The organism is Hydrogenophaga sp. L310 (genome assembly GCF_055703065.1).
This window is the reverse complement of sequence record NZ_JBVPZA010000006.1, coordinates 110,237-128,845: the sequence shown is the minus strand read 5'-3', so window position 1 is coordinate 128,845 and position 18,609 is coordinate 110,237. Positions and strand designations below refer to the sequence as shown.

Sequence of the window (18,609 nt, the reverse complement as noted above, 5' to 3'; positions counted from 1 at the left end):
CGCCGGGCCGCCCCAAGCAAGCTCGCACCGCAGCCCGCAGGGCGAAGGTATCCCAATGAGAAACGATCAGCCCCCCGACGGCGCAAGCAGCGTGGCGCCACGCCCGCTCGCGGGCGTGCGCGTGCTCGACCTCTCGCGTGTGCTCGCCGGTCCCTGGGCCGGTCAGCTGCTGGCCGACTACGGCGCCGAAGTCCTGAAGGTGGAGCGCCCCGGTGCCGGTGACGACACGCGCAGCTGGGGCCCGCCCTGGTGGGGCGAAGGCGCCGGGCGCGTGGCCGCGTATTTCGTCTGCGCCAACCGTGGAAAACGTTCGGTGGCGATCGACATCGCCAGCGCCGAAGGCATCCAGCAGGTGCGCGAACTGGCGCGCGAAGCGGACGTGCTGATCGAGAACTACAAGGTCGGCCAGCTCGCCAAGTACGGGCTCGACGCCACCAGCCTGCAGGCCATCAACCCGCGCCTGATCTACTGCTCGATCACCGGCTACGGCCAGAACGGCCCGCTGGCGCACAAGGCCGGTTACGACTTCGCGATCCAGGCCGAAGCGGGGCTGATGAGCATCACCGGCAACAAAGGCGAAGAGCCGCAGAAGGTGGGCGTGGCCGTGACGGACCTGATGACGGGTGTGTACGCCACCACCGCCATCCTCGCGGCGCTGCACGAACGCGCACGCACCGGCAAGGGGCGCCACATCGACGCGGCGCTGTTCGATGTGCAGGTCGCCATGCTGGCCAACCAGGCGAGCAACCAGCTGATTGGCGACAAGACACCCACCCGCATGGGCAACGCGCACCCGAACATCGTGCCCTACCAGGTGTTCCCCACCCGGGACGGCCACATGGTGCTCGCTGTGGGCAACGACGGCCAGTTCGCCCGCTTCTGTGAAGCCTGCGACCACCCGGAAGTCTCGCGCGACGCACGCTTCTCGACCAACCCCGCGCGGGTGGAGCACCGGGCCACGCTGGTGCCACTGCTCACCGGCTGGACGCTGCAGCGCGACACCGCCGACTGGGTGCAACGGCTGGATGCCGCGGGCGTGCCTTGCTCACCGATCCTCGACATCGCCCAGGTGATGGCGCATCCGCATGTGGCGGCGCGCGGTTTGCGCACAAGGCCCGAAAGTGCCACAGTGCCACCCATGATCGCCAATCCGATGGTGCTGGACGGGCAACGCCCCGTCGCTGACCTGCCGCCACCCGCCCTCGGCGCCCACCAGGCACGATGGTTGCATGACCAGTCCTGAATCTCTTTCAGTCCACTTTTCCGACCCGATCGCGCCCATGACCACCCCCAACGCACTCGTCACCTTCACCGGTGTGCAGAAAACCTACGATGGCCACACCCTGGTGGTCCGGGACCTGAACCTGGAGATCCAGAAGGGTGAATTCCTCTCGCTGCTCGGTCCCTCGGGCTCGGGCAAGACCACCACGCTGATGATGCTCGCGGGCTTCGAGTCGCCGACTTCGGGTGAGATCAGCCTGAACGGCGTGCCCATCACGCGCACGCCGCCGCACAAGCGCAACTTCGGCATGGTGTTCCAGAACTACGCCCTGTTCCCGCACATGACGGTGGCCGACAACATCGCCTACCCGCTCACCGTGCGCAAGCTCGGCAAGGCCGACGTCGAAGCCAAGGTCAAGCGCGCGCTCGACATGGTGCAGATGGGCCACATGGGCAGCCGCTTTCCGGGTCAGCTCTCGGGCGGCCAGCAGCAGCGCGTGGCGCTGGCCCGCGCGCTGGTGTTCGACCCGCAGCTGGTGCTGATGGACGAACCACTGGGCGCGCTCGACAAACAGTTGCGCGAACACATGCAGCTGGAACTCAAGGCGCTGCACCGCCGCCTGGGCGTGACCTTCGTCTACGTGACGCACGACCAGTCGGAAGCGCTCACCATGTCCGACCGCGTGGCGGTGTTCAGCGAAGGCGTGATCCAGCAGATCGACCAGGTCGACCGCTTGTACGAAACACCGTCCAACCGTTTCGTCGCCAGCTTCGTGGGCGACAACTCGGTGCTCGACGCCCAGGTGGTGCAGACCACGGGCGAACACTGCGAGGTGGCGCTCGCCGACGGCACGCGACTGACCGGCGTCAACGTCAACCAGGCGCAGGCCGGTGAGACCGTGCAGTGCAGCGTGCGGCCCGAACGCATCACCGTGGTCAACGGCAGCGGCCCGACCGTCAACCGCCTGGGCGCGGCCATCGGCGACGTGATCTATTTCGGCGACCACCTGCGCCTGCGCTGCCAGGTCAGCGGCCAGCCGGAGATCAGCGTCAAGGTGCCGCTGCAGCACCTGGGCCACATGGACGCCGGCCAGGCCGTCCACCTGCACATCCCGCCCGAACACCTGCGCATATACCGCTGAACCTGTTTCCCCGTTCCTCAACCCCTGGAGATAAGCCCCATGAAACTCAAACCTGTTCTGTTGGCCGCGGCCCTGATGGTCGCCCTGCCGGTGATGGCCCAGAGCCAGCTCACCGTCGTCAACTTCGGTGGCGCCAACGGTGCCGCCCAGAAGAAGGCCTACTTCGAGGCCTTCGAGAAAGCCGGTGGCGGCAAGATCACCGCCGTGGAATACAACGGCGAACAGGCCAAGATCAAGGCCATGGTCGAAGCCAAGAAGGTCACCTGGGACGTGGTCGAAGTCGAGAGCCCGGACCTGAGCCGCGGCTGTGACGAAGGCCTGTTCGAGAAGATGGACTGGGCCAAGGTCGGCAACAAGGCCGACTTCCAGAAAGCCGCCGTGCACGAGTGCGGCGTCGGCACCTTCGTGTGGTCCACCGTGATGGCCTACGACGGCGACAAGCTCAAGACCGCGCCCACCACCTGGGCCGATTTCTGGGACGTGAAGAAATTCCCCGGCAAACGCGGCATGCGCAAGGGCGCCCGCTACAACCTCGAATTCGCCCTGATGGCCGACGGCGTCAAGACCGCCGACGTCTACAAGGTGCTGGCCACCAAGGACGGTGCCGATCGCGCGTTCAAGAAGCTGACCGAACTCAAGCCCAACATCCAGTGGTGGGAAGCCGGCGCGCAGCCGCCGCAGTTCCTGGTCGCCGGTGACGTGGCCATGACCACCGCCTACAACGGCCGCATCGACGCCGCCCAGCGCGAAGGCAAGAACCTCAAGATCACCTGGACCGGCGGCATCTACGACCTGGACTACTGGGTCATGCCCAAGGGCACGCCCAACAAGGAAGCGGCCCTGAAGTTCATCGCCATGGCCAGCTCGCCCGACGCGCAGGCCGAATACGCCAAGAACATCAGCTACGGCCCGACCAACAACAAGGCCCTGACCAAGCTCGACGCCAAGGTCCTGGGCCTGCTGCCCACCTCGCCTGCCAACAGCAAGGACGCGCTGCAGTTCGGCATCGGCTTCTGGGCCGACCAGGGTGAAGCCCTGGAGAAGCGCTTCTCCGCCTGGGCAGCGCAGTGATGAGCACCAGCGGAACCGATCTCCAGCCGTTCGCAGGGGCCGCCCTGGAACGATCCGCTCCGGCAGGGAGCATGGGTCAGGCCCTGGCGGGGGGAAGCCTCGCCGCGCAGCTGCACCGCGCCGAACGGCGCAGGAAGCTGCGCGCCCTGGCACTGACCATGCCCCTGCTGGTCTTTCTGCTGGTGTTTTTTCTGGTTCCGCTGGGTTCCCTGCTGGTGCGGGCGGTTGAAAATCCCGAAGTGGCCGACGTCCTGCCCCGCACGGGGCAGGCGCTGGACGACTGGGACCGCGAGAGCCCGCCACCGGCCGCCGCCTACGCCGCCATCCTGGCCGACATGGGCAGCATCGAAGAAACCGCCCAGGCCGGCATACTGGCCCGCCGCCTCAACAGCGAGGTGGCCGGCGCCCGTTCGCTGGTCATGGGCACCTACCGCGCCCTGCCGCTGGGCGACAACCTCACACCCGAAGAGGCTCGCGCCAAGCTCATCGAACACGACGCGCGCTGGGAAGAACTGCCCTACTGGCAGACCATCGCCAAGAACAGCTCGCGCTGGACGCCCGACTACCTGCTTGCCGCGCTCGATTTCAAACGCAACGCCCAAGGCGACATCGAGCGCGTGGGCGCCGAAGAAGCCGCCTTCAGCGACATCCTGGGCCGCACCTTCCAGATGAGCGCCGTGGTGACGTTCTTCTGCCTGCTGCTGGGCTATCCGCTCGCCTACTGGCTCAGCACGCTCTCGGCGCGCAAGGCCAACGTGCTGCTGATCCTCGTGCTGCTGCCCTTCTGGACCTCGGTGCTGGTGCGCATCGCCGCCTGGATCGTGCTGCTGCAGAACAACGGCCTGGTCAACCGCTTCCTGATCTGGGTCGGTGCGACCGACACCCCCATTCCCCTGCTGTTCAACCGCCTGGGCGTAATCATCGCCATGGTGCACATCCTGCTGCCCTTCATGATCCTGCCGCTGTACAGCGTCATGAAATCGGTGCCACCCAACTACCTGCGTGCGGCCATCTCGCTGGGCAGCCCGCCACTGGCCGGCTTCTTCCGCGTCTACCTGCCGCAGACCTACCCCGGTGTGGCCGCGGGCGGCCTGCTGGTCTTCATCACCTGCATCGGCTACTACGTGACGCCCGCCCTGCTCGGTGGACCGGCCGACCAGATGCTGAGCTACTACGTGGCGCAGTACACCAATGTCGAAGTCAACTGGGGCATGGCCTGCGCGCTCGGTGGTGTGCTGCTGACCGCCACCATGGTGCTCTACGCGCTGTACCGCAAGGTCTCCAAAGCCGAGCTGAGCCTCGGGTAACAGGAATCCGTCATGAAGTTGTTGCCCGTCTTCCCCGCCTACTACAACCTGCTCGACAAGCTCGGCTGGTTCGCCCTGCGCGGCGCCGGCATCGGTGTGATCGTCTACCTGCTGCTGCCGGTGGTGGTGATCATCCCGCTGTCGTTCAGCGACAGTTCGTTCCTCGCCTACCCCATCGAAGGCTGGTCGTTGCAGTGGTACCGCGAGATGTTCCATTCCGACGACTGGATCCGCGCCGCGAAGAACAGCTTCATCGTCGCGCCCCTCGCCACCCTGCTGGCCACCGTGCTCGGCACGCTGGCGGCCATGGGCCTGGCCAACACCAAATTCTTCGGCAAGGGCTTCATCACCAGCCTGCTGATCGCGCCCATGGTGGTGCCGATCGTGGTGGTGGGGGTGAGCAGCTACCTGTACTTTGCCAAGTGGGGGCTGAACGACACCTACCTGGGCCTCGTCATCGTGCACGCCGCGCTCGGTGCACCCTTTGTCGTGACGACCGTGCTGGCCACGCTGCAGAGCTTCAACCACAACCTGGTGAAGGCCAGCCTGAGCCTGGGCGCGAGCCCGCTGGAGACCTTCTTCCGCGTCACGCTGCCGGTCATCGCCCCTGGCGTGATCTCGGGCGCGCTGTTCGCCTTCGCCACCTCGTTCGACGAGGTCGTGGTCACGCTGTTCCTCGCCGGCCCGGAGCAGGTCACGCTGCCGCGCCAGATGTTCACTGGCATCCGCGAAAACATCTCGCCCACCATCGCCGCCGTGGCCACGCTGCTGATCCTGTTCACGACCGCGCTGATGCTGACGCTGGAGTGGCTGCGCGGCAGAAGAAAATAGTCCATGCCCTTCACCACCGACACCACCCTGACCGGCCTGCACGCGAAGCTGGTGCTCTTGCGCCCTGAGCACCACGACGACCTGGTCGAGGCCGTGCGCGACGGCGAACTCTGGAAGCTCTGGTACACCGCCATCCCCACGCCCGAAGGCATGGCTGCCGAAATCGACCGCCGCCTGGGCCTGCAGAAGACCGGCAGCATGCTGCCGTTCGCGGTGCTGAACGCCAGCGGCAAGGCCGTGGGCATGACGACTTACATGAACATCGACGCCGCCAACCGCCGCGTCGAGATCGGCTCCACCTGGTACCGGACGGCCGTGCAGCGCAGCCCGCTCAACACCGAATGCAAGCGACTGCTGCTGGCGCACGCCTTCGAGGTGCTGGACTGCATCGCGGTCGAATTCCGCACGCACTTCTTCAACCACCCGAGCCGGCGCGGCATCGAACGACTGGGCGCCAAACTGGACGGCGTGCTGCGCTCGCACCAGATCAACCGCCACCCCGATGCGAACGGCGCGCTGCGCGACACCTGCGTCTACAGCATCGTGGCCAGCGAATGGCCGACGGTGAAAGCGCACCTGACCCACCAGCTGACGCGCCCCCGAACCTGAGAACGCCATGAGCGAAACCGCTTTCAACCAGCCGCTGGGCGGCAATGCCATGCCGCGCTTCGGCGGCCTGGCCAGCATGATGCGGCTGCCCGTCGCCACATCGGCGACAGGTCTCAACGCCGGCTTCATCGGCGTGCCGCTCGACACCGGCACCAGCCACCGCCCGGGCGCCCGTTTCGGCCCGCGCCAGATCCGCGCCGAGTCCTGCCTGATCCGCCCCTACAACATGGCGACCGGTGCCGCGCCCTTCGACGCGCTGCAGGTGGCCGACCTCGGCGACGTGGCGATCAACACCTACAACCTGCTGAAGTCGGTGGACCTCATCGAGCAGCACTACCGCCCCATCATCGCGGCCGGCTGTATCCCGCTCACGCTCGGCGGTGACCACACCATCGCGCTGCCGATCCTGCGCGCCATGAAGGTGACACACGGCCCGGTGGCGCTGATCCACGTGGACGCGCACGCCGATGTGAACCCCGACATGTTTGGCGAAGCCATCGCGCACGGCACACCGTTCCGCCGCGCGGTGGAAGAAGGACTGCTGATCGGCGACAAGGTCTGGCAGATCGGCCTGCGCGGCAGCGGTTATTCGGCCGAAGACTTTGACTGGCCGCGCCAGCAGGGCTTCACCGTGGTGCCGGCACACGAAGTCTGGTGGACCAGCCTGGCGCCCTTGATGGTGCAGATCCGCGAAAAGATCGGCCCGGACACGCCCACCTACCTCAGCTTCGACATCGACGGCATCGATCCGGCCTACGCCGGCGGCACCGGCACGCCCGAGATCGGTGGCCTCACCGTGCCACAGGCGCTGGAGATCGTGCGCGGCTGCCGCGGGCTGAACCTGGTGGGCTGCGACCTGGTCGAAGTCTCTCCCGCCTACGACACCAGCGGCAACACCGCCCTGCTCGGCGCCAACCTGCTGTTTGAAATGCTGTGCGTGTTGCCCGGCGTGGCCTACCGCTGAACCCCGTTGTCACCAGGAAGACCCCATGAGTCGCCCACAAGCCGTCCCCACCGTGCAGATCTCCAATGAACGCGTTATCGTCACCGAGTGGCGTTTTGCGCCGGGCGCGGAAACGGGCTGGCACCGCCACGCGCACGACTATGTGGTCGTGCCCATGACCGGCGGCGAACTCCTGCTGGAAACGCCCGATGGCAACCGCACGGCGCCGCTGACACCGGGCCAGTCCTACACCCGGAACGTGGGCGTGGAGCACAACGTCATCAACCCCACCGGACACGAAGTCGTGTTCGTGGAAATTGAAATGCGCTGAACCCGCCCTTTTGCATCACAACCTGACGAAGAGACATCCCATGGACATGAAGACCTCCCCCCTGGCCCTGCTCAAAGACCCTACCCTGCTGAAGACCGACGCGCTGATCAACGGCGAGTGGGTGAAAGGCAGCAGCCGCTTTGACGTGCTCGACCCCGCCACCGGCCAGAAGCTCGCCGACGTGGCCAACCTCGGCCCGGCCGATGCCGAGAAAGCCATCGCCGCCGCCAACGCCGCCTGGGCCGGCTGGAAGGGCAAGACCGCCAAGGAGCGCAGCATCATCCTGCGCAAGTGGTACGACCTGCTCATGGCCAACCAGGACGACCTGGGCCGCATCATGACCGCCGAGCAGGGCAAGCCGCTGGCCGAAGCCAAGGGCGAAGTGGCCTACGGCGCGAGCTTCGTCGAGTGGTTCGCCGAAGAGGCCAAGCGCGTCAACGGCGAGACCCTGCCGCAGTTCGACAACAACCGCCGCCTGATGGTGCTCAAGCAGCCCATCGGCGTCTGCGCGGCCATCACGCCCTGGAACTTTCCGCTCGCCATGATCACGCGCAAGGTCGCGCCCGCGCTGGCCGCTGGTTGCACGGTGATCATCAAGCCCGCCGAACTCACGCCGCTGACCGCGCTGGCCGCCGCCGAGCTGGCCATCCGCGCCGGCATCCCGGCCGGTGTGCTGAACATGATCACGGCCGACGACCAGAACTCCATCGCCGTCGGCAAAGTGATCTGCGCCAGCGACGTGGTGCGCCACATCAGCTTCACCGGCTCCACCGAAGTGGGCCGCATCCTGATGGCGCAAAGCGCGCCGACGGTGAAGAAGATGTCGCTCGAACTCGGCGGCAACGCGCCCTTCATCGTGTTCAACGACGCCGACATCGACAGCGCGGTGGAAGGCGCTTTCGCCAGCAAGTACCGCAATGCGGGCCAGACCTGCGTCTGCTCGAACCGGCTGTACGTGCAGGAGGGTGTGTACGACGAGTTCGTCGAAAAGTTCGCAGCCAAGGTGAAAACCGCCAAGGTCGGCAACGGCTTTGAAGAGGGCGTGAATCAAGGGCCGCTGATCGAAGAAGCCGCGCTGGTCAAGGTGCAGCGCCACGTGGACGACGCCGTGGCCAAGGGCGGGCGTGTGGTGGCCGGTGGCAAGCGCCTGGCGGGCCAGTTCTTCGAGCCCACCGTGGTGGCCGACGCGACCGCCGACATGCTGTGCGCGAAAGAAGAAACCTTCGGCCCCTTCGCCCCGGTGTTCAAGTTCAGCACCGAACAGGAAGCCATCGACGCGGCCAACAACACCGAGTTCGGTCTGGCCAGCTACTTCTACAGCCGCGACATCGGCCGCATCTACCGCGTGGCCGAAGCGCTGGAGTACGGCATGGTCGGCATCAACGTCGGCATCCTGGCCACCGAGCACGTGCCCTTCGGCGGCGTGAAGCAATCCGGCCTGGGCCGCGAAGGCTCGCACCATGGCATGGACGACTACGTCGAGATCAAGTACCTCTGCCTCGGCGACATCCTCAAATAAAACACCCCCTGCGCCGCTGACGCGGCTTCCCCCTCTCTTGCGCCTTCGGCTTGGAGGGGGACAGCGCCTCGGGCCGGCGGAGCCGGACCCTTGTCGCCCCTGGGCGGAGGAACTTCCGTTTGCGGCGATGCGCGCTCCGGAGTCGACCGGTCACACAGGGAAGATCGGTGCTCGATTCGGCGCTGATCAGTTCACCACCTGCCAGCTGCCATCGGGCTGCCGGCAGGCCCGGCCGTAGACGTCGTCGGGCCGGCCGCCCACGATCGCCCGCATGGTGTATTCGCGGCAGGGCGCGCCAGCCGATTCATAGGTGCGCGTGGGCGTCACGGTGTACTGGTTGCGCGTGTCGGGGTTGACCCACTGGGTCGGCTGGCCGGTCTGCGAGGTTTCCAGCACCTGCGCGGTGCGCATGCGGTCGGTGCTGTCCATGGAGCGGCCGACGTTGGCGCCGATGTTGGCGCCGATCAGCGCGCCCACGATGGTGGCCGCCGTGCGGCCTGTGCCACCGCCCACCTGCGAGCCCAGGGCACCGCCGAGCACACCGCCGACGACCATGCCGCCGGTTTCGTTCGGACCACCCGGTGCAGCACAACCCGCCAGCGCCGCAGCGAGCGCGCCAACGAGGACCAGTCGTGCAGGAAAACGTGCGGGGAAACGCATATGAAACTCCTTGAAAAATGTGTCAGAAAGACGCTGGATCGGTCATGGCGGTGGTCCGTCTGGGCGTTTCCGGAACCCGGAACAGCCGCAGCGAGTGGCGCCACGCCCGTGCGTTATCATTCGAAGCGTTTTCGCGGGTGTAGTTCAATGGTAGAACGGCAGCTTCCCAAGCTTCATACGAGGGTTCGATTCCCTTCACCCGCTCCAGATACACAAAAGGCCCCTCGGGGCCTTTTGGCTTTTCTGCGGCCGGTGTGCACCGGGCGTCATTGGCTCAGCGTGCGCCCAGGCCCATGCTGCGCGAGATCACCTCTTTCATGATCTCGTTGGTGCCGCCGTAGATGCGCTGCACGCGCGCGTCGGCGTAGGCCCGGGTGATCGGGTATTCCCACATGTAGCCGTAGCCGCCGTGCAGCTGCACGCACTCGTCCATCACCTTGCACTGCAGATCGCTGCACCAGTACTTGGCCATGCTGGCGGTGGCGGTGTCGAGCTTCTCCTGCACGATCAGCTCGCAGCACTTGTCCACGAACACGCGCGCCACCTGCACCTCGGTCTGCAGTTCGGCCAGTGTGTAGCGCGTGTTCTGGTAGCTCGCGATGGGCTGGCCGAAAACCTTGCGGTCCTTCACGTACTGCACCGTCCAGTCGATGGCGGCTTGCGCCGCAGCCACGGCACCGATGGCGATCTGCAAACGCTCCCAGGGCAACTGTTCCATGAGGCAGATGAAGCCCTTACCTTCTCCACCCAGCAGGTTCGCCGCCGGCACCTTGACGTTGTCGAAGAAGAGTTCCGACGTGTCCTGCGCCTTCATGCCCAGCTTCTTCAGGCGTTTGCCCTTGCTGAAGCCCGCCATGCCCTGCTCCACCAGCAGCAGGCTCGTGCCCTTGGCGCCTGCAGCCGGGTCGGTCTTGGCAACCACGATCACCAGGTCGGCGTGCCAGCCGTTGGTGATGAAGGTCTTGCTGCCGTTGAGCAGGTAGCTGCCGTCAGGTTGTTTGATCGCGGTGCTCTTCACGCCCTGCAGATCGCTGCCCGCGGCGGGCTCGCTCATGGCGATGGCGCCCACCATCTCGCCCGTGGCCAGCAGCGGCAGGTATTTCAGCTTCTGCGCCTCGGTGCCGTAGTGCAGGATGTACGGCGCCACGATCTCGCTGTGCAGGCCGAAGCCGATGCCGCTCACGCCCGCGTGTGCGATCTCCTCCATCTGCGCCACCGAATACAGCTTGTCGGCACCGGCGCCGCCGTATTGCTCCGGCATGGTCATGCAGAGAAAGCCGTTTTCGCCGGCCTTGCGCCAGACATCGCGGTCCACGTATCCCTGCTCTTCCCAGCCCTCATGGAAGGGCGTAATCTCCTTTTCCACAAAGCGGCGAAAGCTGTCGCGGAAGGCTTCGTGGTCGGCGTTGAACAGGTTGCGGTCGATCATGGTGTCACCTTCCGGACGGGTGGAGTGATTTATACAAAGCATTTGCTTGGCGAAAGTCTATACTGATCTTATAGGCCCGACCATCCGGGCAAATCCCCCAGGAGACAAGCCCATGAGCGAAGCCTTCGTTTACGACGCCATCCGCACCCCGCGCGGCAAGGGCAAAAAAGACGGCAGCCTGCACGAGGTCAAGCCGGTCAACCTGCTGGCCGGCCTGCTGCGCGAACTGCAGCACCGCAACCACCTGGACACCTCGGCGGTGGACGACGTGGTCATGGGCGTGGTCTCGCCCATCGGTGAACAGGGTTCGGTGCTGCCCAAGGTGGCCGCACTCAAGGCCGGCTGGGACTGGCGCTGCTCGGGCGTGCAGCTCAACCGCTTCTGCGCCTCGGGCCTGGAGGCGGTGAACATGGCCGCCATGAAGGTGAAAAGCGGCTGGGAAGACCTGGTGGTGGCCGGCGGCGTGGAGAGCATGAGCCGCGTGCCGATCGGCTCGGACGGTGGCGCCTGGGCGCAGGACCCGGAGACCAACAGCGCCACGCTGTTCGTGCCACAAGGCATCGGCGCCGACCTGATCGCCACGCTCGACGGCTTCACGCGCGAAGACGTGGACGCCTTCGCGCTCGAATCGCAGAAGCGCGCCGCGGCCGCCCGCGCCGCCGGGCATTTCCAGCACTCGGTGGTGCCAGTGAAAGATCCGCTGGGCCAGACCATCCTGGCGATGGACGAGTTCATCAAACCGCACACCACCATGGCGGGCCTGGCCGGTCTGAAGCCCGCCTTCGAGCAGCTCGGCGCCATGGGCTTCGACGCCGTGGCGTTGCAGCGCTACCCGCAGGTGGAGCGCATCCACCACGTGCACCACGCGGGCAATTCGTCGGGCATCGTGGACGGCGCTGCCGCGATGCTGATCGGCAGCGAGGCCGCGGGCAAGACCCACGGCTTCACACCGCGCGCGCGCATCGTGGCCGTCGCGCTCTCGGGCGCGGACCCGACCATCATGCTCACCGGCCCCATGCCTGCCGCACGCAAGGCGCTGGCCAAGGCCGGCCTCACCATTCACCAGATCGACCTGTTCGAGGTGAACGAAGCCTTTGCCGCCGTGCCCATGCGCTTCATGCGCGAGATGGGCGTGCCGCACGAGAAGGTGAACGTGAACGGGGGCGCGATTGCGCTGGGTCACCCCTTGGGCGCCACGGGCGCGATGATCCTGAACACCCTGATCGACGAGCTGCACAGGACGAAAAAGCGCTACGGCCTGGCGACGCTCTGCGTAGGCGGCGGCATGGGTATCGCCACGATCGTAGAGCGCATCTGAACCGAGCGGGGACACCAACATGATCACCAAGACCATCCGCTACGAACTCGCCAACGGCGTCGCCACCATCACCTTCGACGAGCAAGATTCCCCCGTCAACACCATGTGCCTGCAGTGGCAGGACGATCTGGATGCCGTGACCGCCCAGGTGCTCAAGGACCGCGAGCAGATCCGGGGCATCGTTCTGGCCTCGGCCAAGAGCACCTTCTTCGCCGGCGCCGACCTCAAGGGCGTGATGCGATCGACCGCGGCCGACGGCCACCGCGTGTTCACCGAGATCGAGCGCATCAAACGTTGCTTCCGCAGCCTGGAAACGCTGGGCGTGCCGGTGGTGAGCTGCCTCAATGGCGCCGCGCTCGGCGGTGGCTGGGAGGTGGCGCTGGTCGGCCACCACCGCATCGCAGTGAACAACCCCAAGATCCAGTTCGGCCTGCCCGAGATCACGCTGGGGCTGATCCCAGGCGGCGGTGGCATCACCAAGATGACGAGGCTGCTGGGCCTGGTGGCCGCGCAGCCCTACATCCTGGAGAGCAAGCTCTTCGGGCCCGAAGAGGGCCTGAAGATCGGCGTGATCCATGAACTGGTGGCCACGGCCGAAGAGCTGATGCCGCGCGCGCTGGCCCACATCGAATCCGCGCAGGGCAAGCCCGAGGCCAGCCAGCACCCGTGGGACCGCAAGGACTACAAGATGCACGGTGGCACGCCGAACAACCCCAAGATCGCGGCCATGCTGAGCGTGGCGCCAGCGGTGCTCAAGCTGAAGACCCGCGGCCTTTACCCTGCGCCCGAGGCCGCGCTGGCCGCCATGGTGGAAGGCGCCATGGTGGACTTCGACACCGCCATGCGCATCGAGAGCCGCTACCTCGCCGGCCTCATGACCGGCCCGGTGGCCCGGAACATGATCAACACCTTCTTCTTCAACATGAACGCCATCAAGGGCGGCCAGTCGAGACCCAAGGACGTGCCGCGCTACAAGCCGCAGAAGGTGGGGCTGCTGGGCGCCGGCATGATGGGCTCGGGCATCGCCTACGCCCAGGCCAGCCGCGGCATCGCTACCGTGCTGAAAGACGTGAGCCTGGAAGCGGCCAACAAGGGCAAGGCCAACAGCCTGAAGGTGACGCAGCCGCGCGTGGACAAGGGCCGCATGAGCGCGGCCGACCAGCAGGCCCTGCTCGCGCGCATCACGCCGACCGCGAGCACCGCCGACCTGCGGGGTTGCGACCTGATCATCGAGGCGGTGTTCGAGCACCGCGAACTCAAGGCCGCGGTAACGCACGAATCCGAACCCATGCTGGCCGAGGGTGGTTTCTTCGCCAGCAACACGTCCACCCTGCCCATCACCGGCCTCGCCAAGGCGAGCGCGCGGCCACAGAAGTTCGTCGGCATCCATTTCTTCAGCCCGGTGGACAAGATGAAGCTGGTGGAGATCATCCGCGGCAAGGAGACCGACGACGAGACCATTGCCCGCGCCTACGACTACGTGCAGGCGCTGGGCAAGCTGCCGATCGTGGTGAACGACGCGCGCGGCTTCTACACCAGCCGCACCTTCGGCACCTTCGTGATGGAAGGCGCAGCGATGCTGGGCGAAGGCATTCCGGCGCCGGTGATCGAAAACGCCGCCATGCAGGCTGGCATGCCGGTGGGGCCGCTGGCCGTGCTGGACGAGACCGCGCTCTCGCTGTCGGTGCACGTGCTGGAACAGACCCGCGCCGACTTCGCCGAAGAAGGCCGCCACTACGACACCACGCCGGGCGAGGCGCTGGTGGAGCACATGGTGAAGCAGCTCCACCGCAGCGGCCGTGCGGCCGGCGCCGGTTTCTACGACTACCCCGCCGGGCAGAAGAAAACCCTCTGGCCGCAGCTCAAGACCCTGTTCGAAAAACCGGAGGTCGCCTGGGACCTGCAGGACGTGAAAGACCGCCTGCTCTACCGCCAGTCGGTGGAGACGGCGCGCTGCCTGGCCGAAGGCGTGCTCACCAGCGTGCACGACGGCAACATCGGCTCGATCTTCGGCATCGGCTTCCCGGCCTGGACCGGCGGCGCGCTGCAGTTCATCTACGGCATGGGCATCGAGGCGTTCGAGAAACGCTGCGCCGAACTGGCAGCGAAGTTCGGCCCGGGTTTTGCACTGACCGATGCCGTGAAGAAAGCAATCCGCCAGCACCAGCCGGTGTACTGAACGGCGCCGCTACACTTTTTCCCCAGCAGCCGGCGGATGCCAAAGCCCGTCGGCTTTTTTTTTCGAAACCCACGATCCTGAACCATGAAACGACTCGAAGGAAAAATCAGCCTCATCACCGGCGCCGCACAAGGCATTGGCCTGGCTACCGCGCTCAAGTTCGCGCGCGAAGGCGCGACCGTCATCGTCTGCGACGTGAAGCCCGCCGCGGTGGACGAAGCGGTGCAGCAGTGCCAGGCGCTCGGCGCCCAGGCGGCCGGCTTCGTCATGGACGTGACGCAGCGCGAGATGGTCGACGCTGTGGTGGGCCAGGTGCTGACGCGTTTTGGCCGCATCGACGTGCTGGTGAACAACGCCGGCATCACGCAGGATGCGCGGCTGCAGAAGATGACGCTGGAGCAGTTCGATCGTGTGATCGACGTCAACCTGCGCGGCGTCTTCCACTGTGCGCAGGCCGTGGCCGACATCATGGTTGAACAGGGCGCCGGCGTGATCCTCAACGCCAGCTCGGTGGTGGGCATCTACGGCAACTTCGGCCAGACCAACTACGCCGCCACCAAGTTCGGCGTGATCGGCTTCACCAAGACCTGGAGCCGCGAACTCGGCCCCAAGGGCGTGCGCGTCAACGCCGTGGCGCCGGGCTTCATCGCCACCCCCATCCTCAGCACCATCCCCGAGAAAGTGATCAGCGAGATGGAGCACCGTGTTCCGCTGCGCCGCCTGGGCCAGCCGGAGGAGATCGCCAACGTCTACGCCTTCCTAGCGAGCGACGAAGCGAGCTACATCAACGGCGCGGTGATCGAGGTTTCGGGCGGTATGTCGGTATAGATGGAGCACCCCCCGCGCCGCTTCGCGTCACCCCCCTCCAGGGGGGCGGCACTGGCCGTCCGGCGAAGCCGGCCCGGCGGTGCCTCTGGGTTGGGCTGTGGCGTTCGAGGCGGGTCGGGCTCCACCTTTGGAAACTGAAATGACCAACCCTTTGCCTCCCGGTGTGACCCTGCGCGAACCGCGACCGGGCGACATGGGCTGGGTGATCCAGCAGCACGGCGAGCTCTACTGGCGCGAATACGGCTGGAACGCCGAGTTCGAAGCCCTGGTAGCCAGCATCGTGGCTGGCATGATGAAGCGCCACGACCCGGCCTGGGAGCGCGGCTGGATCGCCGAACTCGACGGCGAACGCGTGGGTTCGGCCTTCGTGGTTCGCAAGAGCAAGACGGTGGCCCAGCTGCGCCTGCTGATCCTCACGCCCGCGGCGCGCGGCCTCGGCCTGGGCGGGCGGCTGACCGACGATTGCATCGCTTTCGCGCGCGACAGGGGCTACCGCAAGATGGTGCTCTGGACCAACCGCAACCTCGACGCCGCGCGCGCCATCTACGCCCGGCGCGGCTTCACCCTCATGGGCAGTGAGGCGCACCACAGCTACGGCCGTGACCTGGTGGGTGAACACTGGGAACTCACCCTGTGACCCTGGCGCCGCCACCGTGGCAGGCGCCTCATGAGGCCAGGCCCGGCACCCGATAATCGAGCCATGCCCGCCCCAGCAAGCACCCTCGACCCGGCCATTGACGCCGCCCCCAACCAGCCCCGATCCAAAACCGACCTCTTCATGTCGTTCACCTGGCTGGCCCTGCAGGGCTTTGGCGGCGTGCTGGCGGTGGTGCAGCGCGAGCTGGTGGAGAAAAAACGCTGGATGACGCGCGATCAGTTCGTGGAGGACTGGGCCGTGGCGCAGATCATGCCGGGGCCCAACGTGGTTAACCTCTCGATGATGATCGGCGGGCGCTACTTCGGCCTGCCCGGCGCACTGGCCGCGCTCACCGGCATGCTGGCCGCGCCGCTGGTGATCGTGCTGCTGCTGGCGGCGCTCTACGGCAGCGTGGCCGACAGTGCCACCGCACAAGCTGCGCTGCGCGGCATGGGGGCGGTGGCCGCCGGCCTCATCACCGCCACCGGCATCAAGCTGATCGCCGCACTCGGCAAGAACGCCATGGGCATCGGGGTGTGCATCGGCCTGGCGGCGCTCACCTTCGTGGCGATCGCCCTGCTGCGATGGCCGCTGGCCTGGGTGCTGCCGGGTCTGGGTGGAGCGGCCTGCCTGTGGGCTTATCGCGTGTTGGGTCGGCGCGAAACCGGAGCGGCGCAATGACCATGGCCCCCACGCTGGCGAACTGGGTCGACGTGTTCCTGCATTTCGCCTCGCTCTCGCTGCTGGCGGTGGGCGGCGCCATCACCACCGCGCCCGACATGCACCGCTACCTGGTGGGCCAACAGGGCTGGCTGAGCGAGGCGCAGTTCACCTCGTCGATCGCGCTGTCGCAGGCCGCACCCGGCCCGAACGTGCTGTTCGTCGCCCTGCTGGGCTGGAACCTGGGCCTGAACGCGGGCGGTGGGCCGTCGGCCGGCTGGGTGGCCTGGGCGCTGGCCCTGCTGGGCGTCGTGGTGGCACTGGTGGCGATCATGCTGCCCTCGTCCATCCTCACCTACACCGCAACGCAATGGGGTCACCGCAACCGCGAGCTGCGCGCGGTGCGCGCCTTCAAGGCCGGCATGGCACCGATCGTGATCGCGCTGCTGATCGCCACCGGCTGGCTGCTGAGCGCGGCCCACAATGTGCCCGCGCGCGACTGGCCGCTGTGGCTGCTGACGGCGGGCGCCACCGTGCTGGTGTGGCGCACCAAGATCCACCTGCTGTGGCTGATCGGTACCGGGGCGGTGCTCGGCGCGTTCGGCTGGGTCTGAACGGCCGGCGCCCCACCGGTCATTCTTCGCGCTTCAGGGCGGACAGACCCTTGACGTCCAGCGCAGCCAGCGCACCACGAAGGCCGTCCATATCCACGTTGTCGCCCGTGAGCTCGACCATCACGCCGTTGGGCAACATCACCGACATTTCCGCGCGGCTGCCGTCCTTGCTGTACTCCTCTTTGAAGGAGGCGCCGTCCTTCTGGTAGATGCGCTCCACCTCGTCCTGGGTTTCGCGGTTGACGGTGCTCTGCGCCCAGGCGCCCATGGCCATGGTGAGCGCTGGCACGGCGCCGAGGTCCTGCACCTTGACTTCAATCCTGCCGTTCTCCCGGGTGTACTCGGCGGTGACGCTGGAGAAGCTCATGCCCATGGCACTGTCTGTGCGGGCTTCGATCGCGGTGCGTTCCAGACCCGCCAGCTTGTCCGGCACATGGGTCTGCAGCAGATCGGGCGCAAAGGGTTTGCCACCCTGCCCGCCCATGGCCGCGCCCATCATCTCGCTCAGCGCCTTGCCTGCGGCCGCGGAGTCGCCCTTGGCCTGGGCTTCTTCCATGCGCTTGCTCGCCTCCTCGACCTTCTTGCTTGCCGCTTCGATCTTGGCGGTGTCGAGGGTGATATCGGTCCCCGGCAGCTTGATGTTCACCTGGTCGGAGGAGGATGCGGCGCCACCCATCATCATGCCCGGGCCACCCCCCGTGAACAAGGCGTTGACCGCGCCCACCACCAGGCTCGCCACGATGCCGCACACGATCAGCACCGCGGTGTAGCCCACCGCCTTCTCCTCGGGCGCCTTCATCAGCACGGGGATGCCGGTGTAGATCAGGTAGATCGAATACAGCGCAGCCACCACCCCCAGCATGGACAAGGCCGGCAGCAGGTTGAAAATGCCGCCCACCAGTCCGGCCGTGGAACCATAGGCCACCAGCTTGAAGGCGTTGAGCAGGTTTTTCTCACCCTTGAAGGTGGGCGCCAGCGCGTTGGCGATCAGCGCCAGCACATAGACCATCACCAGCGAAAGAACGAAGCCCACCACCATGTTGGCCAGGCCGCTGAGGATGGGCACCCGGAACGAGATGCCAAAGGCACCGGCACCGATCAGGCTGAGCCCGATGAAGGTGGCGATGGCCGGTATGGCGGCCAGTATGACGAGGTAGTTGGTGTAGATGGCCTTGACATCGGTGCTCTCTTGCTCGATGACAGGCCAGGTTTCCCTGGGTTTGAGAAGAATGGCTTGTATGCGGTCAACGATCGACATGGTTCCCTCCTGTTGAAAAACCTTGCGCGGCCTGGCGCCGCCTGTGTGCCTG

17 protein-coding genes, 1 tRNA gene and 1 pseudogene are annotated in these 18,609 nt (G+C 66.5%); 16 read left to right on the top strand and 3 right to left on the bottom strand.

The window, feature by feature from the left end; translation table 11 throughout:
- The first annotated feature begins 55 nt into the window (after nt 1-55).
- The 9 genes from AC0GNO_RS12330 to AC0GNO_RS12290 all read left to right on the top strand — a co-directional run bounded on the left by AC0GNO_RS12330 (nt 56) and on the right by AC0GNO_RS12290 (nt 8,974).
- Nucleotides 56-1,243, top strand: coding sequence for a CaiB/BaiF CoA transferase family protein (locus AC0GNO_RS12330; RefSeq protein WP_472904112.1), 1,188 nt, complete (start codon nt 56-58; stop codon nt 1,241-1,243).
- A 37-nt stretch (nt 1,244-1,280) separates the two neighbouring features.
- The gene (locus tag AC0GNO_RS12325; RefSeq protein ID WP_472904111.1) at nt 1,281-2,363 is read left to right on the top strand and encodes an ABC transporter ATP-binding protein; all 1,083 of its coding nucleotides are present in this window, start codon (nt 1,281-1,283) and stop codon (nt 2,361-2,363) included.
- A gap of 39 nt (nt 2,364-2,402) precedes the next feature.
- The gene (locus AC0GNO_RS12320) at nt 2,403-3,434 is read left to right on the top strand and encodes an ABC transporter substrate-binding protein (protein ID WP_472904110.1); all 1,032 of its coding nucleotides are present in this window, start codon (nt 2,403-2,405) and stop codon (nt 3,432-3,434) included.
- Between the two features lie 71 nt (nt 3,435-3,505).
- On the top strand, nt 3,506-4,741 hold the full coding sequence (locus tag AC0GNO_RS12315) for an ABC transporter permease (protein ID WP_472904212.1): 1,236 nt from the start codon (nt 3,506-3,508) through the stop codon (nt 4,739-4,741).
- Nucleotides 4,742-4,753: 12 nt separating this feature from the next.
- Nucleotides 4,754-5,572, top strand: coding sequence for an ABC transporter permease (locus tag AC0GNO_RS12310; protein ID WP_290967405.1), 819 nt, complete (start codon nt 4,754-4,756; stop codon nt 5,570-5,572).
- Nucleotides 5,573-5,575: 3 nt separating this feature from the next.
- A complete protein-coding gene (locus AC0GNO_RS12305; protein WP_472904109.1) occupies nt 5,576-6,181 on the top strand; it encodes a GNAT family N-acetyltransferase in 606 nt (201 codons plus the stop codon).
- A 7-nt stretch (nt 6,182-6,188) separates the two neighbouring features.
- Nucleotides 6,189-7,145 carry an agmatinase gene (gene speB, locus AC0GNO_RS12300; protein WP_472904108.1) on the top strand — a complete coding sequence of 319 codons (957 nt, stop codon included), beginning with the start codon at nt 6,189-6,191 and terminating at the stop codon, nt 7,143-7,145.
- A gap of 25 nt (nt 7,146-7,170) precedes the next feature.
- Nucleotides 7,171-7,455 carry a cupin domain-containing protein gene (locus tag AC0GNO_RS12295; protein ID WP_472904107.1) on the top strand — a complete coding sequence of 95 codons (285 nt, stop codon included), beginning with the start codon at nt 7,171-7,173 and terminating at the stop codon, nt 7,453-7,455.
- Between the two features lie 40 nt (nt 7,456-7,495).
- Nucleotides 7,496-8,974, top strand: coding sequence for an NAD-dependent succinate-semialdehyde dehydrogenase (locus tag AC0GNO_RS12290; RefSeq protein WP_472904106.1), 1,479 nt, complete (start codon nt 7,496-7,498; stop codon nt 8,972-8,974).
- 186 nt (nt 8,975-9,160) lie between these two features.
- Here AC0GNO_RS12290 and AC0GNO_RS12285 read toward each other — a convergent pair whose 3' ends face one another.
- Nucleotides 9,161-9,634 (bottom strand): RT0821/Lpp0805 family surface protein, encoded by a 474-nt coding sequence (locus AC0GNO_RS12285; protein WP_177135361.1) that lies wholly within the window; start codon nt 9,632-9,634, stop codon nt 9,161-9,163.
- Nucleotides 9,635-9,767: 133 nt separating this feature from the next.
- Between AC0GNO_RS12285 and AC0GNO_RS12280 the strand changes: the two genes are divergently transcribed.
- Nucleotides 9,768-9,841 (top strand) — tRNA-Gly (locus AC0GNO_RS12280).
- 67 nt (nt 9,842-9,908) lie between these two features.
- Here AC0GNO_RS12280 and AC0GNO_RS12275 read toward each other — a convergent pair.
- The gene (locus AC0GNO_RS12275) at nt 9,909-11,063 is read right to left on the bottom strand and encodes an acyl-CoA dehydrogenase family protein (protein WP_472904105.1); all 1,155 of its coding nucleotides are present in this window, start codon (nt 11,061-11,063) and stop codon (nt 9,909-9,911) included.
- A gap of 112 nt (nt 11,064-11,175) precedes the next feature.
- Here AC0GNO_RS12275 and AC0GNO_RS12270 point away from each other — a divergent pair, with 112 nt between their 5' ends.
- The 6 genes and pseudogenes from AC0GNO_RS12270 (at nt 11,176) to AC0GNO_RS12245 (ending at nt 17,299) form a co-directional block, all read left to right on the top strand.
- Nucleotides 11,176-12,381: an acetyl-CoA C-acetyltransferase gene (locus AC0GNO_RS12270; protein WP_472904104.1), complete on the top strand. Its 1,206-nt coding sequence runs from the start codon at nt 11,176-11,178 to the stop codon at nt 12,379-12,381.
- 19 nt (nt 12,382-12,400) lie between these two features.
- The gene (locus AC0GNO_RS12265; protein ID WP_472904103.1) at nt 12,401-14,560 is read left to right on the top strand and encodes a 3-hydroxyacyl-CoA dehydrogenase NAD-binding domain-containing protein; all 2,160 of its coding nucleotides are present in this window, start codon (nt 12,401-12,403) and stop codon (nt 14,558-14,560) included.
- A gap of 84 nt (nt 14,561-14,644) precedes the next feature.
- On the top strand, nt 14,645-15,388 hold the full coding sequence (gene fabG / locus AC0GNO_RS12260; protein ID WP_472904102.1) for a 3-oxoacyl-ACP reductase FabG: 744 nt from the start codon (nt 14,645-14,647) through the stop codon (nt 15,386-15,388).
- Nucleotides 15,389-15,551: 163 nt separating this feature from the next.
- Nucleotides 15,552-16,025: pseudogene (locus AC0GNO_RS12255) on the top strand (GNAT family N-acetyltransferase); the annotation flags it as partial.
- Nucleotides 16,026-16,088: 63 nt separating this feature from the next.
- A complete protein-coding gene (locus tag AC0GNO_RS12250) occupies nt 16,089-16,706 on the top strand; it encodes a chromate transporter (protein WP_472904101.1) in 618 nt (205 codons plus the stop codon).
- Nucleotides 16,703-17,299, top strand: coding sequence for a chromate transporter (locus tag AC0GNO_RS12245; RefSeq protein WP_472904100.1), 597 nt, complete (start codon nt 16,703-16,705; stop codon nt 17,297-17,299). The genes AC0GNO_RS12250 and AC0GNO_RS12245 overlap by 4 nt, the downstream gene beginning before the upstream one ends.
- A 19-nt stretch (nt 17,300-17,318) precedes the next feature.
- Here AC0GNO_RS12245 and AC0GNO_RS12240 read toward each other — a convergent pair whose 3' ends face one another.
- Nucleotides 17,319-18,557 carry a Yip1 family protein gene (locus tag AC0GNO_RS12240; RefSeq protein ID WP_472904099.1) on the bottom strand — a complete coding sequence of 413 codons (1,239 nt, stop codon included), beginning with the start codon at nt 18,555-18,557 and terminating at the stop codon, nt 17,319-17,321.
- Nucleotides 18,558-18,609 lie beyond the last annotated feature (52 nt).